A 15,112-nucleotide genomic window follows, 5' to 3' on the forward strand; every position below is an offset into this window, starting at 1 on the left:
CGCCCCGGAGCGGTCCGAACACCGGGCGGGACGCCGGGCGAGCGGGCCCGGCCGGGTCGACGATCGGAGGGACGGCCGGCGACGGACGCCGGCCCGCCCGAGATCGGAGGACGACATGGCAGGCACGGTCGCGCGCGTCACGGAGATCACGGCCCGGTCGGACACGAGCTTCGAGGACGCGATCCGCGTCGGCCTCGAGCGTGCCGGACAGACGGTCCGCCACATCACCGGCGCCTGGGTCAAGGAGCAGAAGGTGGAGGTGTCGGACGGCGCCATCGTCGCGTGGCAGGTGGACCTGCAGGTGACGTTCGTGCTCGAGGGCTGACCGGCGCCCGCTCGAGCCGGCCCGCGAGGTGGGGCACGTCACGGCCGCCGACGGTGGAGGACGTTTGAACCGATCGGCACCGTGACGTAGTCTTGGACGTCGGCGCGCCTTCGGTGTGCCAGTCCCGTGTGCTCACGACGCACCGCACTCGACCGCCGCGGCGGGCCGAGTTGCAGACCAAGTCGGTGAAGAACGTCGTGCGGCATGCCCAGACCAGGAGAGATGAGCAGCAACGTGGTGTACGCGATCGTCAAGGCCGGTGGCCGTCAGGAGAAGGTGTCCGTCGGGGACATCGTCGTCATGGACCGTCTCAAGGCCCAGACCGGTGACACGGTGGAGCTGCCCGCTCTGCTTCTGGTGGACGGGGAGAAGGTGACCACCGACGCCGCCAAGCTGGCGAAGGTCAAGGTCACCGCCGAGGTCGTGCGGGACGAGAAGGGCCCCAAGATCACGATCCTCAAGTACAAGAACAAGACCGGTTACCGCAAGCGCCAGGGTCACCGTCAGTCGCTGACCCGCCTCAAGGTCACCGGCATTAAGTGACTCACCGCCGGGCCGAGCGCGACACCCCGCAGCACGGCCCGCGGCACTGATCCCCTCGTTCTTCGCAGAAAGCAGGACTGACAGATGGCACACAAGAAGGGCGCGAGCTCCTCGCGCAACGGTCGTGACTCGAACGCGCAGCGTCTCGGCGTCAAGCGCTACGGCGGGCAGGTCGTCAAGGCCGGCGAGATCATCGTCCGCCAGCGCGGCACCCACTTCCACCCCGGCGAGAACGTCGGCCGTGGCGGCGACGACACGCTGTTCGCGCTGACCGCCGGCTCGGTGGCCTTCGGGACGCGTCGTGGCCGCAAGGTCATCGACATCGTCGCGGCCGAGGTCTGAGCCTCACCGAACGCTTCGACTCACCCGAGTCCACGACGAGGGGCGCACCGTCGCGGTGCGCCCCTCGTCGCTTTGCCTGAGAGGATCTGACCATGGCCAGCTTCGTCGATCGCGTGGTGCTGCACGCCGTGGGCGGTGACGGCGGCCACGGCGTCGCGTCGATCCGCCGCGAGAAGTTCAAGCCCCTGGCGGGGCCCGACGGCGGCAACGGCGGCGACGGCGGCACCGTGAAGCTCGTCGTGGACCCGCAGACGACGACGCTGCTCGAGTACCACCACTCGCCGCACCGCCGCGCGACCAACGGCACGCAGGGCATGGGCGACGACCGCGACGGCGCCAACGGCGGCGACCTCGTGCTCGGCGTGCCCGACGGCACCGTCGTCAAGGACCGCGACGGGAACGTGCTCGCCGACCTGGTGGGAGCGGGCGCGGAGTACGTCGTCGCGCAGGGTGGGCGCGGCGGGCTGGGCAACCGCGCCCTGGCCTCGCCGAAGCGCAAGGCCCCGGGCTTCGCCCTCCTCGGTGAGCCCGGCGAGGAGCACGAGGTCGTCCTCGAGCTCAAGTCGATCGCCGACGTCGCCCTCGTCGGGTACCCGAGCGCCGGCAAGTCCTCGCTGGTCGCGGCGATCTCCGCCGCGCGCCCCAAGATCGCGGACTACCCGTTCACGACGCTCATCCCCAACCTCGGCGTCGTGCAGGCGGGCGACACCCGCTACACCGTGGCCGACGTCCCCGGCCTCATCCCCGGCGCCAGCGAGGGCAAGGGCCTCGGGCTGGAGTTCCTGCGCCATGTCGAGCGCACCGCCGTGCTGGTGCACGTGCTCGACTGCGCCACCCTCGAGCCCGGCCGCGACCCGCTCAGCGACCTGGACGTCATCGAGGCGGAGCTGGCCGCGTACGCCGGCGACCTGGGCATCGAGGGCGGCCGCGTGCCGCTCACGGAGCGCCCCCGTCTCGTCGTGCTCAACAAGATCGACGTGCCCGAGGCGCGCGAGCTCGCCGAGCTGGTGCGCCCCGACCTCGAGGCGCGCGGCCTGCGGGTGTTCGAGGTCTCGACCGCCAGCCACGAGGGCCTGCGGCCGCTCACCTTCGCGCTGGGCGAGCTCGTGGAGCGCGCCCGTGCTGCGGCCCCGGCGCCGGAGCCGACGCGCGTCGTGCTGCGCCCGCGCGCCGTCGACGAGGCGGGCTTCACGGTCACCGCGAAGAAGGACCACGAGGGCGTCTACTACGAGGTGCGGGGGTCGAAGCCCGAGCGCTGGGTTCGCCAGACGGACTTCAACAACGACGAGGCCGTCGGGTTCCTCGCGGACCGGCTCGCCAAGCTGGGCGTCGAGGACAAGCTCCTCAAGGCCGGCGCGGTCGCGGGCGACGAGGTGCGCATCGGCGACCCGACCAACGCCGTCGTCTTCGACTGGGAGCCCACGCTCACCACGGGCCCGGAGCTGCTGGGCGCGCGCGGCACGGACCTGCGTCTCGACGAGAGCGCGCGGCCGACGCGCGGCGAGAAGCGCCGCGAGCACCACGAGCGCATGGACGCCAAGACGGAGGCGCGTCGCGAGCTGTGGACCGAGCGCGAGTCGGGTCACTGGACGGACCCCGACGACGCCTGACCGCCGATCCGGTGAGAATGCACGGGTGAACGCCGCCACCTCCCGCGCCAGCCTGCCCACGGCACACCGGATCGTCGTCAAGATCGGTTCGTCGTCGCTCACCGGCCCGGACGGGCACCTGGACCTGGCGGCGCTGCGGGCGCTCGTCGACGTCCTGGCCGCGCGGGTGGCGGGCGGCGCCCAGGTCGTCCTCGTGTCCTCCGGCGCGATCGCGGCCGGCATCGGGCCGCTCGGCCTGAGCGCACGCCCCCGCGACGTCGCGACCATGCAGGCCGCCGCCATGCTGGGCCAGGGGCAGCTGGTGGCCCGGTACACCGAGGCGTTCGCGGCGCACGGCCTGCAGATCGGGCAGGTGCTGCTCACCGCGGAGGACACGGTGCGCCGGTCCCGGTACCGCAACGCGCAGCGCTCCCTGGAGCGCCTGCTCGCGCTCGGGGTCGTACCGGTCGTCAACGAGAACGACGCGGTGACCACCGACGAGCTCACCTTCGGCGACAACGACCGCCTCGCGGCCCTCGTCTCGCACCTCGTGCGGGCCGACGCCATGGTGCTGCTCACCGACGTCGACGGCCTGCACGACGCGCCGCCGTCGCGCCCCGGCGCCCGGCGCATCGCGCACGTGGCGGACCTGGCGGACCTCTCCGGGGTCGAGGTCACCGCGCGGGGGAGCGCGGTCGGCACGGGCGGCATGGTCACCAAGCTGGAGTCCGCCCGGATCGCGACCGGTGCCGGCGTGCCGGTCGTGCTCACCAGCGCGCGGAACGTCGCTGCCGCGCTGGCGGGCGAGGACGTCGGCACGTTCTTCGCCGTGACGGGTCGGCGCACGTCGGCGCGGCGGCTGTGGATCGCGCACGCCGCCCAGGCCCACGGCCGCCTCCACCTCGACGACGGCGCGGCGCGGGCCGTGCTCGGCGGGCGCGCCTCGCTGCTGCCGGCGGGCGTCACGCGCGTCGAGGGCACGTTCGAGGCGGGCGACCCGGTGGAGCTGGTCGCGCCCGACGGCGCGATCGTGGCGCGCGGGCTCGTCGCGTTCGACTCGGGCGAGCTCCCCGGCCTGCTCGGGCGATCGACGTTCGACCTGCGGGCCGAGCTCGGGGAGGGGTACGACCGCGAGGTCGTTCACCGCGACGACCTGGTGCTCGAGCACCGGCGATGAGTTCGCCGGCGCCCGGGCGTCGGTAGGGGCACGGGCGCGCACGGAGCGCGCCACCGAACCCCGGAGGCCGGCATGCGCCGTCCGCACCACGCCACCCCGACCCCTGCCCGCACCGTCGCCGGCGGCGTCCTCGCCGCGACCCTCACCGCCGCCGCGCTCGTCGTCGCGCCGACGGCGTCCGCGTCGACCACCGCGCCGGCCGCGGCCGCCGCGTGCGGGCCCACGGAGCCCGGGGTGTCCGAGCACTGCGGCGAGCTGGCGGGCGCCCGCTACCGCGTGCTCGTCCCGGACGACTGGAACGGCACGCTCGTGCTGTTCAGCCACGGCCACTACCCGTCGGAGTTCTTCGGCGGCTTCCCCGCACCCCACATCCTGGGCAACCAGGAGCTCAGCGAGGGCGTGCTCACCGACCACGGGTACGCCGTCGCGGGCTCGCTCTTCCAGGGCGACGGCCTGGACTTCACCGTCCCCACGGCGGTGGCCGACCAGTCGCGCTTGCTCGACTGGTTCGAGGAGCACGTCGCCGAGCCGGACCGCACCGTGACCTACGGGCAGTCGATGGGCGCGGTGACCGCCGTCAAGCACGCGGAGACCGAGCCCGAGCGGATCGACGGCGTGCTCACCGTGGGCGGCGTCCTGGACTGGGTGGGCCAGCTCGACGCGATCCTCGACATGAACCTCGCGACGCAGGTGCTGCTCACCGACGGCACCGACGCCCACGGCAACCCGATCGAGCTCGTCCACGCCGACGACCCGGGGGCGAGCCGCGACGCCCTGGTAGCGGCGCTCGTCGAGGCCCAGGAGACGCCCCAGGGGCGGGCCCGCATCTCGCTCATCGCGTCCCTCAACACGGTGACGGGCTGGTACGGGATGAACGACCCGCGGCCCGCCACGCTCGAGGAGCGGGCCCGCGGCCAAGCGCAGTGGCTGATCGGCGCCTACACGCTGGGCCTCGGGCCCACGGGCCGGGTCGACCTCGAGGCGACGACGGGCGGCAACCCGAGCAGCACCGACCTGGACCACCTGCGCGCCCGCCTCGCGCGGTCGGGCGCCGCGGCGGAGGTCGTGACCGCCTACGCGAAGGCCGGGCTCGACCTGCGGGACGACCTGGCGGCGCTGGAGGGCGCGGAGCCGATCGAGGCCGACCCGGAGGCGCGGGCGGCGATGGTCGCGCACCGTCCGGAGGGGACGACGCCGTCGCCCGTCCTCACGCTGCACACGACGGGTGACGGCGGGGCACCGCCGTCGGCCGAGCGCTCGTTCGCGCACCGCGTGCGCGAGGCGGGCGACCCCGGACGGTTCCGCAGCCTGTACGTCGAGCGGGGGGCGCACCTGTCCGTGAGCCTGGGGGAGGAGCTCGTGGCGCTGCGCACGCTGGAGCGGCGTATCGACACCGGCCGCTGGCCGTCGCTCGCGCCCCGCACGCTGAACCGGGCGGCCGACGCGCTGGGCCCGGACTACCGGGCCACGTTCGAGGTCGTCACCCTGCAGACCTTCGACCACGCCCCGGCGTTCACCCGTTTCGTGCCGCCGCCCGCGCCCCGTCCCTCCTGGTGAGAGGGGCCTGCCGCCGCGCGCGCCGCCGTCGTACCCTCGGGGGATGACCACGACCCTCACGGAGGACCTGGCGGCGGGCGGCGCGGGTGCCGGCAGCGCCGGCGACGACGTCGCGGCCGCCGTCCGCGACGTCGCCCGGCGGTCCCAGGTCGCGTCGCGGACGCTCGCGACCGCCACCAGGGCCACGAAGGACGCCGCGCTGCACGCGCTGGCCGACGCGCTCGAGGCGGCGGCCGACGAGATCGTGACGGCGAACGCCGACGACCTCGCCCGCGGGCGGGAGCGCGGCCTGAGCGACGGGCTGCTCGACCGGCTGGCGCTCACGCCGGCGCGGATCGGCGCCATCGCCGGCGCGCTGCGCGAGCTCGCCGGACTGCCCGACCCGGTCGGCGAGGTGGTGCGCGGCCAGACGCTGCCGAACGGGCTGCGCCTGCGCCAGCTGCGCGTGCCGATGGGCGTGGTCGGCATGATCTACGAGGCGCGGCCGAACGTCACGGTCGACGCCGCGGGCCTGGCGCTGAAGTCCGGCAACGCCGTGATCCTGCGCGGTGGCAGCGCGGCGGCGTCGTCCAACGCGGTGATCGTCGACGTGCTGCGTCGTGCGCTGGAGGCCCAGGGCCTGCCCGCCGATCTCGTGCAGACCATCGACGCCTACGGGCGCCCGGGCGGCGTCGCGCTCATGCAGGCCCGCGGGCTCGTGGACGTGCTCGTCCCGCGCGGCGGGGCCGACCTCATCCGCACGGTCGTCGAGTCGTCGACCGTGCCGGTCATCGAGACCGGGGTCGGCAACGTGCACGTGTACGTGGACGCCACGGCCGACGTCGCGAACGCCGTCGAGATCGTCATGAACGCCAAGACGCAGCGGGTCGGGGTGTGCAACGCGGCGGAGACGCTGCTGGTGCACGCGGACGCCGCGGAGGCGTTCCTCCCCGCGGCGCTCGCGGCGCTCGGCGGGGCGGGCGTGGTGCTGCACGGCGACGCGCGCACGGTCGCCCTGGCGCCCGAGTCGGTCGAGGTGCTCCCCGCGACCGACGCCGACTGGGCCACCGAGTACCTCGCCCTGGAGCTCGCCGTGCGCGTCGTCGACTCGCTCGACGACGCGATCGAGCACATCCGCACCTGGTCGTCGGGGCACACGGAGGCGATCCTCACCCGGGACCTGGCCGCCTCCGAGCGCTTCGTCGCCGAGGTCGACTCGGCCGCCGTGATGGTGAACGCCTCGACGCGCTTCACCGACGGCGGCGAGCTGGGCCTCGGCGCCGAGATCGGCATCTCCACGCAGAAGCTGCACGCGCGCGGGCCCATGGGCCTGGCCGAGCTCACGACCACCAAGTGGGTCGTACACGGCGACGGGCACGTCCGGCCCGCGTGAGAGACTGACCCCCGACCGCAACCCGCCGCACACCACGCACAGGAGGAACCCGTGCTGCACACCGCCGTCCAGGTGGCCCAGGAGGCCGCCGAGCACGCCGAGACCATCTCCCCGATCGCGATGGGTCTGCTCGCGTTCGGCGGCCTGGTCGCCGCGCTCGTGGTGACGTACGCCTTCCGCAACGTGTCCAACCGCCACCACTGACGGCCCCCGTCCGGTCAGCGTGAACGAGCCGTCGTCGCAGCCGCGCCGTCCGCGCCTGGGCGTGATGGGCGGCACCTTCGACCCCATCCACCACGGGCACCTGGTCGCCGCCAGCGAGGCGGCGGCGCTGCTCGACCTCGACGAGGTCGTCTTCGTGCCCACAGGCAAGCCGACCTTCAAGCAGCACCAGCGGGTGTCCCCGGCCGAGCACCGCTACCTCATGACGGTGATCGCGACGGCGTCGAACCCCCGGTTCACGGTGAGCCGGGTCGACATCGACCGTCCGGGCCTCACCTACACCGTCGACACGCTGCGGGACCTGCACGTGCAACGCCCCGACGCCGACCTGTTCTTCATCAGCGGCGCCGACGCGATCGAGCAGATCCTGACCTGGAAGGATGCCGCGCTCCTGTGGGAGATGGCACACTTCGTGGCTGTCACGCGGCCGGGGCACCAGCTCATGGTGGACGGCCTGCCCCACGACGGGGTCACGACGCTGGAGGTCCCGGCGCTGGCGATCTCGTCGAGCGACTGCCGTCGCAGGGCGCAGGCCGGCCAACCGGTGTGGTACCTGGTGCCGGACGGCGTGGTCCAGTACATCGCCAAGCACGGTCTGTATCGAGGTCTCGATGAGTGACAACAACCCGTCCCGCCCGCTGACCCGCCGCGAGATCCGCGAGCGGGAGCAGGCGGCCGCCGCCGCGCAGGCGAGCGCCGTTCCGCCGGCGCCGTCCGGGCCCGAGCACGGCGCGCCCGCCGCGGCGAGGTCGCCGTTCGCCCCGCCCGCCGGGCCGGCGCCGGCGCCGCGGTTCTCCGCGCCGGCGGCCGGGGCGCCGTCCCGCCGTTCCCTCCGCGAGCAGAGCCCGGCGCCCGCCCCCGCGCCCGCGCCGATGGTGCGGCCGCCGTCCACCTCCGCCGGGGTGCGCGGGCTGGACGAGACCGGTCGGCTGGCCCCGATCCAGCGACCGACCGGCGAGATGTCCCGCGCCGTCGCCCCGACGCCCCCGGTGCGCCCCGCGGCGCCGTCCAGCGCCCCGGCCGCGCCGCCCGCGCGCCCCTCGACCCGCCGTGACCAGGGCGCCGCCCCGGCGGGCTCCGCCACCGGGTACGGGCTGCCGCCGGTGGCCGCCCCGTCGAGCGCCGCGCCAGCGGCCCCGGCGGCCAGCCCGCCGGCGACGGTGGCGCCGCGCCCCGACGGCCCCGCCCGCCGTTCCCCGTTCGCGACGACGGGCACCTCCTCGCCGTTCGGCACCACGTCGGCCCCGGCGTCGGCGCCGCCCGCCCAGGCGGCCCCGAGCCCGGCGCCGACCGCCGCACCCACGTCGGCGGCGCCCCCGCTGCCCTGGGCCAGCCCGACCACGGAGCGGCCCGCGTCCGTGCCGCCGTCGCGCCCCACGGCGGGGGCCGCCCTGCCGGCGGCCGCGCCGGAGCGACCTGCCGCGTCCCCGTTCGACGCGCTGGTCGCGTCGGAGCAGCCCGTCCGGGCGCGCTCGGCCGCGCCGCTGGACGACGAGGACGACGACGAGGACTGGGACGAGCCCGAGGCGTCCTACACCTGGCTGCACTACATCGTCCTCGTGGTCGTCGCGTTCGTGCTGGGGCTCCTGGTCTGGAAGCTGCTGCTCGGCGACAACGGCGCCCAGGACTTCACGACCGACGGCGCCGCACCCGCGAGCGTCGTCCTCCCGTACGAGCACCCCGGAGCCGCTGCATGACCGCCAGCCCCCGCGCCGTCGAGCTGGCGATCGTCGCCGCTCGGGCCGCCTCGGACCGCAAGGCGCAGGAGATCATCGCGCTGGACGTGAGCGACCAGCTGGTGCTCACCGACGTGTTCCTCATCGCCTCGGGCACGAACGAGCGGCAGGTCTCGGCCATCGTGGACGCCGTCGAGGAGGCGATGTTCCTCGCCGGGTCCAAGCCGATCCGCCGCGAGGGCAAGGCGCAGGCGCGATGGGTGCTGCTCGACTTCGGCGAGGTCGTCGTCCACGTGCAGCACGCCGAGGACCGCGTGTACTACGCGCTCGAGCGCCTGTGGAAGGACTGCCCGGCGGTCGAGCTGCCGGAGGACGCGCGCGGCGGCGACGGCGCGGCGGCCGCCGCCGAGTACGGCGACGGCGGGGGCGACGGCGCGATCCGTCTCGCGGGCGACGAGCGGTGACGGCCGGCACCGTCGTCCTGCTGCGGCACGCCCGCACCGCCTACAACGCCTCCCTGCGGCTGCAGGGGCAGATCGACATCCCGCTCGACGAGGTCGGACGCTGGCAGGCGGTGGAGGGCGGCTCCGCGCTCGCGTCGTCGCACCGCGCGACACGCATCGTGTCGTCCGACCTGGGCCGCGCCGTCGAGACGGCGTCCGCGTACGCGGACGCGCTCGGCGGGGAGCCCCTGGTGACGGACGAGCGCCTGCGCGAGCGCGGCTTCGGCGCCTGGGAGGGCCTCACGGGCGCCGAGCTGCAGGAGCGCTGGCCCGAGGAGTACGCAGCCTGGCGCCTCGGTGCCGAGCCCGTGGGGGCGGGGGCCGAGACGAAGGCGGCGGTCGCACAGCGCATGGCCGAGGCCGTGGCCGAGCACGCCGCGGACCTGGCCGACGACGCGACGCTCGTCCTCGTGTCGCACGGGGCCGCCATCTCGCTGGCGGTGACGGCGTTGCTCGGGCTCGACCCGACCACCTGGCGCGGGCTGGCGGGCATGCACAACGTGCACTGGTCGCACCTGCACCGTGCCGGGGAGGGCGCCGTGCCGGCATGGCGCCTCGTGGCGCACAACGTGGGCGCGGGGTACCCCCTGGACCGCTGGCAGGCGGGACCGGACTGGAATTTGGAACCTGGCCCGAAGTCTGCCTAAGATATCGACGTTCCGAGGGGCGCAAGCCCGGAGGAACACACCGAATCAGACGAATCGCCTGGCCGTCCGCGGTCGCGAGAGTCGGTTCTCGGGGCTGTGGCGCAGCTGGTAGCGCACCTGCATGGCATGCAGGGGGTCAGGGGTTCGAGTCCCCTCAGCTCCACCCCGACGAAAAGGCCCGGAACCCCATGGTTCCGGGCCTTCTTGCGTGACCAGGGGTTTCACGGTGCGGGACGGTCTTGCGCGGACGCCGACGTCGCCTAGGGTCGGACCTGCGGCCGCGTCGTCGGCCGTCACATCTGAAGACACCCATGACAGGGGAGCGCCGTCGAAGGGGCGCTGAGAGTGCGGGCACAGCCGCAGACCCTTGGAACCTGCTCCGGTTAGCACCGGCGAAGGGAGTTACCTGGAATGTCCGCGCCCATCTCTCTGCGCAGCGCGTCCCCGCGGTACCGCACCGTCGACCTCGTCACGGTGGCCATGCTCGGCGTGGCCGTCGGTGTCGTCTTCTGGGGCTGGACCCAGCTCTACCACCTGCTCTCCGCCGGGCTGGCGGTCGCCTTCCCGCCGGCCACCGGGCTGCTCGGGGGCGGCTGGCTGCTCGGCGGCGTGCTGGGCGGCCTCATCGTCCGCCGCCCGGGCGCGGCGCTGCTCACCGAGGTCGTCGCCGCGAGCGTCGAGGCGCTGCTCGGCGCCGGCTGGGGCTTCTCGGCGATCGTCTCCGGCGTCGTCCAGGGGTTCGGCACCGAGCTCGTGCTCGCGCTGTTCCTCTATCGCCGGTTCGGCACCGCCGTCGCGGCCCTGGCGGGTGCGGCGGCGGGCGCGTGCGGCGCCGTCTACGAGTGGTTCGCCTACTACCCGGACTGGGCGTGGGGCTTCCGGCTGGCGTACCTGGGCCTCTTCGCGCTGTCCGGCGCTCTGCTCGCGGGCCTGGGAGGCGCGGCGCTCGTGCGCGCCCTCGCGCGGGCCGGCGTGCTCGACGCGTTCGGGCCGGGGCGCGACCTCGCCGACCGCGGCGTCGGTCGTGCCGCCGATCGCGCCCGGGCCTGACGGCGTGGCGCGCGACGACGTCCGGGCGCGCGTGCGGGGGCTGAGCTGGCGGCCCACCGGGCGCCGGGTCCCGACGATCGAGGGCCTCGACCTCACCGTCGGCGCGGGGGAGCGCATCGGCCTGGTCGGGCCGAGCGGGGCGGGCAAGTCGACCGTGTTGCACGCCCTCGCGGGGGTCCTGGGGGACCCGCTGCCCGGCGACCTGTCCGGCACCGTCCACGTGGACGGCGGGGTGGGGCTCGTGCCGCAGAACCCGGGCTCCGCGGTCGTCGCGGCCCGGATCGGCCGGGACGCCGCCTTCGGCCCCGAGAACTCCGGCCTGCCGCGGGACGAGATCTGGCGTCGGGCCCGGGAGGCTCTCGACCGGGTCGGGCTGCGGTACCCGCCCGACAGGCCGACGTCGGCCCTCTCGGGCGGCGAGCTGCAGCGGCTCGCGCTCGCAGGGGCGCTGGCGAGCGCCCCGGGCCTGCTGCTCCTGGACGAGCCGACCGCGATGCTCGACCCCGCCGCCGCGGCCGAGGTCCGCGCCGCCGTCGTCGGCGCGCTGGAGGGCACGGGCACATCCCTCGTGGTGGTCGACCACCACGTCGGGCCGTGGCTCGAGCACCTGGACCGCGTCGTGGTGCTCGGGCCGGCGGGCCGGGTCACGCACGACGTCGCGCCCGCCGCGCTGAGCGACGGCGCGGCCGGCCCGCGCGGTGACCTGACGCGCGCCGGCGTCTGGCTGCCCGGGGTGGCGGCGCCCGATCCGCTGCCCGTCCCGGCCGCGCTGGTCGCGCCGGACGACGCCGGGCCGGAGGTCTCGGTCGACTCCCTCGAGGTCGACCTGACGACGCGCGGCCTGCGCGGCCGTACCACCACGCGGGCGCTCGACGGCGTGGCCGCGCGGCTGCCTGCGGGGCTCCTCACGGCCGTCACGGGGCCCTCGGGGGCGGGGAAGTCCACGCTCGTCGCCACCCTCGCGGGGCACCTGCGGCCGACCGCCGGCGTGGTGCGGGGAGCTCCGGGGCGTACGGCCCGCTCGCGAGACCTCGCGCGGTCGTGCGGCTGGGTGCCGCAGCACCCGGAGCACGGCCTGCTCGCCCTGCGCGTGCGGGACGAGGTGGAGCTCACCGGCCGACGCCTCGGCGTCCGGGTGGACGTGGATGAGGTGCTCGCGCTGCTGCGCCTGGACCATCTCGCCGACGCGCACCCGTTCCGGCTGTCCGGCGGCGAGCAGCGGCGGCTCGCGCTGGCGGCCGCGCTCGCGCACCGGCCGGGGCTCGTGCTGCTGGACGAGCCGACCGTCGGCCAGGACCGGGGGACCTGGGCGGCGGTGGCGGGGTGGGCCACCGCCGCCGCCCGGCATGGCGCCACGGTCGCGGCCAGCACCCACGACGCGCACCTCGTCGCCCTCGCCGGGCACCAGGTGCAGCTCGGCGGCCCGGCACGCGAGCGACAGGCGGTGGCGGCATGACCGGTGTGCTGGGGCGCGTGAACGCCCTCGTGCTCGTGGCGCTCGGGCTGCTCGGGCTGGTCGCCTCCCTGGGCGTCCGGGACGTCGCGAGCGCCGGCGCCGCGCTGGGCGCCTGCCTGGCGTTCGGGCTGCTGCTCCTGCCGCGCGGGGCCGGGTCGCCGGCCCGGTACCTCGCGGTCGTCGTCGCCATCGCGTCGGTGGCGTGGTCCACCTGGCTGCTCGGCGGCCGCGACCCGGTGGAGGCCGGCGTCGCGGGGGCCCGCATCGCGGTGCTCGCGCTGCCGGGCGTGGCGCTCGCCCCGCTCGTCGACCCGAGCGGGCTGGCCGACCAGCTCGGCCAGCGGCTGCGCCTGCCGGCGCGCTTCGTCGTCGGCGTCGCCGCGGCGCTGCAGCGGTTCGAGCGGCTCGGTGCGGTGTGGGAGCAGGCGTCGCGAGCCCGCCGGTCGCGCGGCGTCGGGCCCGGCCGGGGTCCGCTCTCGCGGGCCCGACACGCGGCGTCCGTGACGTTCGCGGTCCTGGCCGCCACCCTGCGCGACGCGGCCGCCATGGCCGTCGCGATGGACGCCCGCGGCTTCGCCTCCGCCCACCACCGCACCTGGGCGGAGCCGGCGCCGTGGACACGCACCGACACCGTCGTGCTCGCCGGCGGCGCGCTCGTCGCGGCGTTGCCGTTCGCCGTCCTCGTCGGGTAGCGGTCGCGCGGGAGGCGCCGCCCAGGAGCCGTGGGGCGCAGAATGGGCAGCGGGAGGTGCTCCATGGCCCGCCAGGTGCACGATTTCGACGCCCTGTACGCCGCCGACGCCCCGCCGCCGTGGGAGATCGGCCGTCCGCAGCCCGCGCTCCTGGCGCTCGTGCGCCGGTCGGTGCTCGCGGACCCGGTCCTCGACGTCGGGTGCGGCACGGGCGTGCTGGCTCTCGCCGTCGCTCGGGCGGGCCACCGGGTGGTGGGCGTGGACGCCGCGGCGCACGCGATCTCCCGCGCGCGGGAGCGGGCCGCGGAGTCGATCCTCGACCCGCCGGGCGAGGTGCGCTTCGAGGTCGCGGACGCCCGCCGGCTCGACCGCCTGGACCTCCGGCCGCGGACCGTCCTCGACTCGGGGCTGCTGCACACCCTGGACGACGCCGGCCGCGCGGCCTACGTGGCGGGGCTGGAGGCGATCTGCCGGCCCGACGCAGTCGTCGCCGTGCTCGCGATGTCCGTGGACGCCGGGCTGGGCTGGGGCACGACCGGCGCCCGGCTGCGCGCGGCGTTCGAGGGGCCCGCGTGGTCGGCCACGGTGGTCTCGGACGCCGAGATCGCCGCGCGCACCGCGGGGGAAGAGCTCAGCCTGCCGGCGCTGCTCCTCACGACGCGGCGCGCGTGACGAGACGTCCGTGAACGGACGGGCCTCGGACAGGTCCCGTGCGATAGGAAGGGGGCGTGCCGTCCCCGCCCCTCTTCCCCTTCCGTAGCGTCGTCCTCGGGGCGTTCCTCCCCACCCTGGTGCTGGAGATCGGCATCGGCGCGCTGCTGCCGGTCGTGGCGGTCACCGCCACCGGCCGCGGCGCGACCCTCACGGTCGCCGGGCTCGTGGCCGCGCTGCTGCCGCTCGGCAAGATCGCCTTCGACCTGCCGGCCGGCGCCCTCTCCCAGCGCCTCGGCGACCGGGTGGCGATGCTGGTCGCCGGCAGCGTCGCCGTCGTGGCGTTCACGACGATCGCGCTGTCCTCGGCGCTGTGGGGCCTGGCGCTGGGCGTGCTCGCCCTCGGCGCGGCGAACGCCGTGTTCAACCTCGCCCGGCAGGCGTACCTCACGGAGATCACGCCGCCGCTGCGGCGGGCGCGCGTCATGTCGACGCTCGCCGGGGTGCACCGCATCGGCCTGTTCCTGGGGCCGTTCGCCGGCGCCGCCGTGATCGCCGCGACGTCGCTGCACGGCGCGTTCTGGCTGGGCACCGGCTCAGCCCTGGTGGCGGTGCTGGTCATCGCCCTGGTGCGGCCGGAGCCGCGGGCCGACGCCCCGTTGCCGCGGCCCGCCGGCGGGCAGCGCGTGTCCATCGCCGCGGTCGCGCGCGAGCACCGGCAGCTGTTCGCGACCCTCGGCGTCGCCATCCTGCTGGTGAGCGCCGTGCGCGGCGCACGCCAGACCGTCATCCCGCTGTGGGGCGAGCACCTGGGGCTCGACGCCGAGGTGACGTCGCTCGTCTTCGGCGTCTCGGGCGCCCTGGACATGCTGCTGTTCTACCCGGCGGGCAAGGTGATGGACCGGTTCGGGCGGCTGTGGGTGGCGGTCCCGTCCATGCTCACGATGGCGGTGGGGCTGGCGGTGCTGCCGTTCGCGCACACCGCGGGAGCGCTCGCCGTGGTCGCCGCCCTGCTCGGTGTGGGCAACGGCATGGGCTCGGGCATCGTCATGACGCTGGGCGCCGACGTCGCACCCGCCGCGGTGCGGCCCACGTTCCTCAGCGTGTGGCGGCTCTTCCAGGACACGGGCGACGCGCTCGGCCCGCTGATCCTGTCGGCGGGGGCGGCGCTGGGCTCGCTCGCCGCCGGGGTGTGGGCCACCGCCATGCTCGGCGGCGCGTCCGCTGCCGCCCTCGCGCGCTGGGTGCCGCGGTACTCCTCGCTCGCGAACCTCGTGCCGCCCCGGCGCGGGCGGACCTGAGCCGACACC

17 protein-coding genes, 1 tRNA gene and 1 riboswitch are annotated in these 15,112 nt (G+C 75.8%); all 18 genes read left to right on the forward strand.

The features are described from left to right. The first annotated feature begins 115 nt into the window (after positions 1 to 115). The 18 genes from ACH443_RS06855 (at position 116) to ACH443_RS06940 (ending at position 15,103) form a co-directional block, all read left to right on the forward strand. Positions 116 to 325, forward strand: coding sequence for a dodecin family protein (locus tag ACH443_RS06855; protein ID WP_429732001.1), 210 nt, complete (start codon positions 116 to 118; stop codon positions 323 to 325). Between the two features lie 234 nt (positions 326 to 559). Further along, on the forward strand, positions 560 to 868 hold the full coding sequence (rplU, locus tag ACH443_RS06860; protein WP_429764291.1) for a 50S ribosomal protein L21: 309 nt from the start codon (positions 560 to 562) through the stop codon (positions 866 to 868). Positions 869 to 952: 84 nt separating this feature from the next. After that, positions 953 to 1,210, forward strand: a complete 258-nt coding sequence (gene rpmA, locus ACH443_RS06865) for a 50S ribosomal protein L27 (protein ID WP_429764026.1) — start codon at positions 953 to 955, stop codon at positions 1,208 to 1,210. A 92-nt stretch (positions 1,211 to 1,302) separates the two neighbouring features. Then, positions 1,303 to 2,820, forward strand: a complete 1,518-nt coding sequence (obgE, locus tag ACH443_RS06870; protein WP_429764027.1) for a GTPase ObgE — start codon at positions 1,303 to 1,305, stop codon at positions 2,818 to 2,820. Positions 2,821 to 2,845: 25 nt separating this feature from the next. Further along, positions 2,846 to 3,976, forward strand: coding sequence for a glutamate 5-kinase (proB, locus tag ACH443_RS06875; protein WP_430589858.1), 1,131 nt, complete (start codon positions 2,846 to 2,848; stop codon positions 3,974 to 3,976). A 72-nt stretch (positions 3,977 to 4,048) separates the two neighbouring features. After that, the gene (locus ACH443_RS06880; protein ID WP_430589859.1) at positions 4,049 to 5,533 is read left to right on the forward strand and encodes an alpha/beta hydrolase family protein; all 1,485 of its coding nucleotides are present in this window, start codon (positions 4,049 to 4,051) and stop codon (positions 5,531 to 5,533) included. Between the two features lie 43 nt (positions 5,534 to 5,576). Next, complete coding sequence (locus tag ACH443_RS06885) at positions 5,577 to 6,905, forward strand: glutamate-5-semialdehyde dehydrogenase (protein WP_429764030.1); 1,329 nt, start codon at positions 5,577 to 5,579, stop codon at positions 6,903 to 6,905. Positions 6,906 to 6,956: 51 nt separating this feature from the next. Continuing rightward, positions 6,957 to 7,109, forward strand: coding sequence for a hypothetical protein (locus tag ACH443_RS06890; protein ID WP_429764031.1), 153 nt, complete (start codon positions 6,957 to 6,959; stop codon positions 7,107 to 7,109). 64 nt (positions 7,110 to 7,173) lie between these two features. Then, complete coding sequence (gene nadD, locus ACH443_RS06895; RefSeq protein ID WP_430590002.1) at positions 7,174 to 7,746, forward strand: nicotinate-nucleotide adenylyltransferase; 573 nt, start codon at positions 7,174 to 7,176, stop codon at positions 7,744 to 7,746. Next, on the forward strand, positions 7,739 to 8,824 hold the full coding sequence (locus tag ACH443_RS06900; protein WP_430589860.1) for a hypothetical protein: 1,086 nt from the start codon (positions 7,739 to 7,741) through the stop codon (positions 8,822 to 8,824). Before nadD ends, ACH443_RS06900 begins: the two co-directional genes overlap by 8 nt. Beyond that, positions 8,821 to 9,267, forward strand: a complete 447-nt coding sequence (rsfS, locus tag ACH443_RS06905; protein ID WP_429764034.1) for a ribosome silencing factor — start codon at positions 8,821 to 8,823, stop codon at positions 9,265 to 9,267. Before ACH443_RS06900 ends, rsfS begins: the two co-directional genes overlap by 4 nt. Then, entirely contained in the window at positions 9,264 to 9,953 is a 690-nt protein-coding gene (locus ACH443_RS06910) for a histidine phosphatase family protein (RefSeq protein ID WP_430589861.1), read from the forward strand. Before rsfS ends, ACH443_RS06910 begins: the two co-directional genes overlap by 4 nt. A 90-nt stretch (positions 9,954 to 10,043) precedes the next feature. Next, positions 10,044 to 10,116: transfer RNA gene (locus tag ACH443_RS06915), tRNA-Ala, on the forward strand. Positions 10,117 to 10,259: 143 nt separating this feature from the next. Next, positions 10,260 to 10,371: riboswitch (TPP riboswitch) on the forward strand. Next, positions 10,365 to 11,003, forward strand: a complete 639-nt coding sequence (locus ACH443_RS06920) for an ECF transporter S component (protein ID WP_430589862.1) — start codon at positions 10,365 to 10,367, stop codon at positions 11,001 to 11,003. (Overlaps the previous riboswitch by 7 nt.) After that, complete coding sequence (locus ACH443_RS06925) at positions 10,978 to 12,459, forward strand: ATP-binding cassette domain-containing protein (RefSeq protein ID WP_430589863.1); 1,482 nt, start codon at positions 10,978 to 10,980, stop codon at positions 12,457 to 12,459. Before ACH443_RS06920 ends, ACH443_RS06925 begins: the two co-directional genes overlap by 26 nt. After that, positions 12,456 to 13,151, forward strand: a complete 696-nt coding sequence (locus tag ACH443_RS06930) for a CbiQ family ECF transporter T component (protein ID WP_430589864.1) — start codon at positions 12,456 to 12,458, stop codon at positions 13,149 to 13,151. Before ACH443_RS06925 ends, ACH443_RS06930 begins: the two co-directional genes overlap by 4 nt. Positions 13,152 to 13,214: 63 nt before the next feature. Then, positions 13,215 to 13,823, forward strand: a complete 609-nt coding sequence (locus tag ACH443_RS06935) for a class I SAM-dependent methyltransferase (protein WP_430589865.1) — start codon at positions 13,215 to 13,217, stop codon at positions 13,821 to 13,823. A gap of 56 nt (positions 13,824 to 13,879) precedes the next feature. Continuing rightward, positions 13,880 to 15,103, forward strand: coding sequence for an MFS transporter (locus ACH443_RS06940; protein WP_430589866.1), 1,224 nt, complete (start codon positions 13,880 to 13,882; stop codon positions 15,101 to 15,103). Positions 15,104 to 15,112 lie beyond the last annotated feature (9 nt).

It is taken from the genome of Isoptericola sp. NPDC019571, from assembly GCF_044389385.1.
GTDB lineage: Bacteria > Actinomycetota > Actinomycetes > Actinomycetales > Cellulomonadaceae > Isoptericola > Isoptericola nanjingensis.

Coding starts and splice junctions, on each gene's coding strand:
- ACH443_RS06885 (WP_429764030.1), top strand. CDS start 5,577: ATGACCACGACCCTCACGGAGGACCTGGCGGCGGGCGGCGCGGGTGCC.
- ACH443_RS06930 (WP_430589864.1), top strand. CDS start 12,456: ATGACCGGTGTGCTGGGGCGCGTGAACGCCCTCGTGCTCGTGGCGCTC.
- ACH443_RS06855 (WP_429732001.1), top strand. CDS start 116: ATGGCAGGCACGGTCGCGCGCGTCACGGAGATCACGGCCCGGTCGGAC.
- nadD (WP_430590002.1), top strand. CDS start 7,174: ATGGGCGGCACCTTCGACCCCATCCACCACGGGCACCTGGTCGCCGCC.
- rsfS (WP_429764034.1), top strand. CDS start 8,821: ATGACCGCCAGCCCCCGCGCCGTCGAGCTGGCGATCGTCGCCGCTCGG.
- ACH443_RS06935 (WP_430589865.1), top strand. CDS start 13,215: ATGGCCCGCCAGGTGCACGATTTCGACGCCCTGTACGCCGCCGACGCC.
- obgE (WP_429764027.1), top strand. CDS start 1,303: ATGGCCAGCTTCGTCGATCGCGTGGTGCTGCACGCCGTGGGCGGTGAC.
- ACH443_RS06920 (WP_430589862.1), top strand. CDS start 10,365: ATGTCCGCGCCCATCTCTCTGCGCAGCGCGTCCCCGCGGTACCGCACC.
- ACH443_RS06900 (WP_430589860.1), top strand. CDS start 7,739: ATGAGTGACAACAACCCGTCCCGCCCGCTGACCCGCCGCGAGATCCGC.
- rpmA (WP_429764026.1), top strand. CDS start 953: ATGGCACACAAGAAGGGCGCGAGCTCCTCGCGCAACGGTCGTGACTCG.
- ACH443_RS06880 (WP_430589859.1), top strand. CDS start 4,049: ATGCGCCGTCCGCACCACGCCACCCCGACCCCTGCCCGCACCGTCGCC.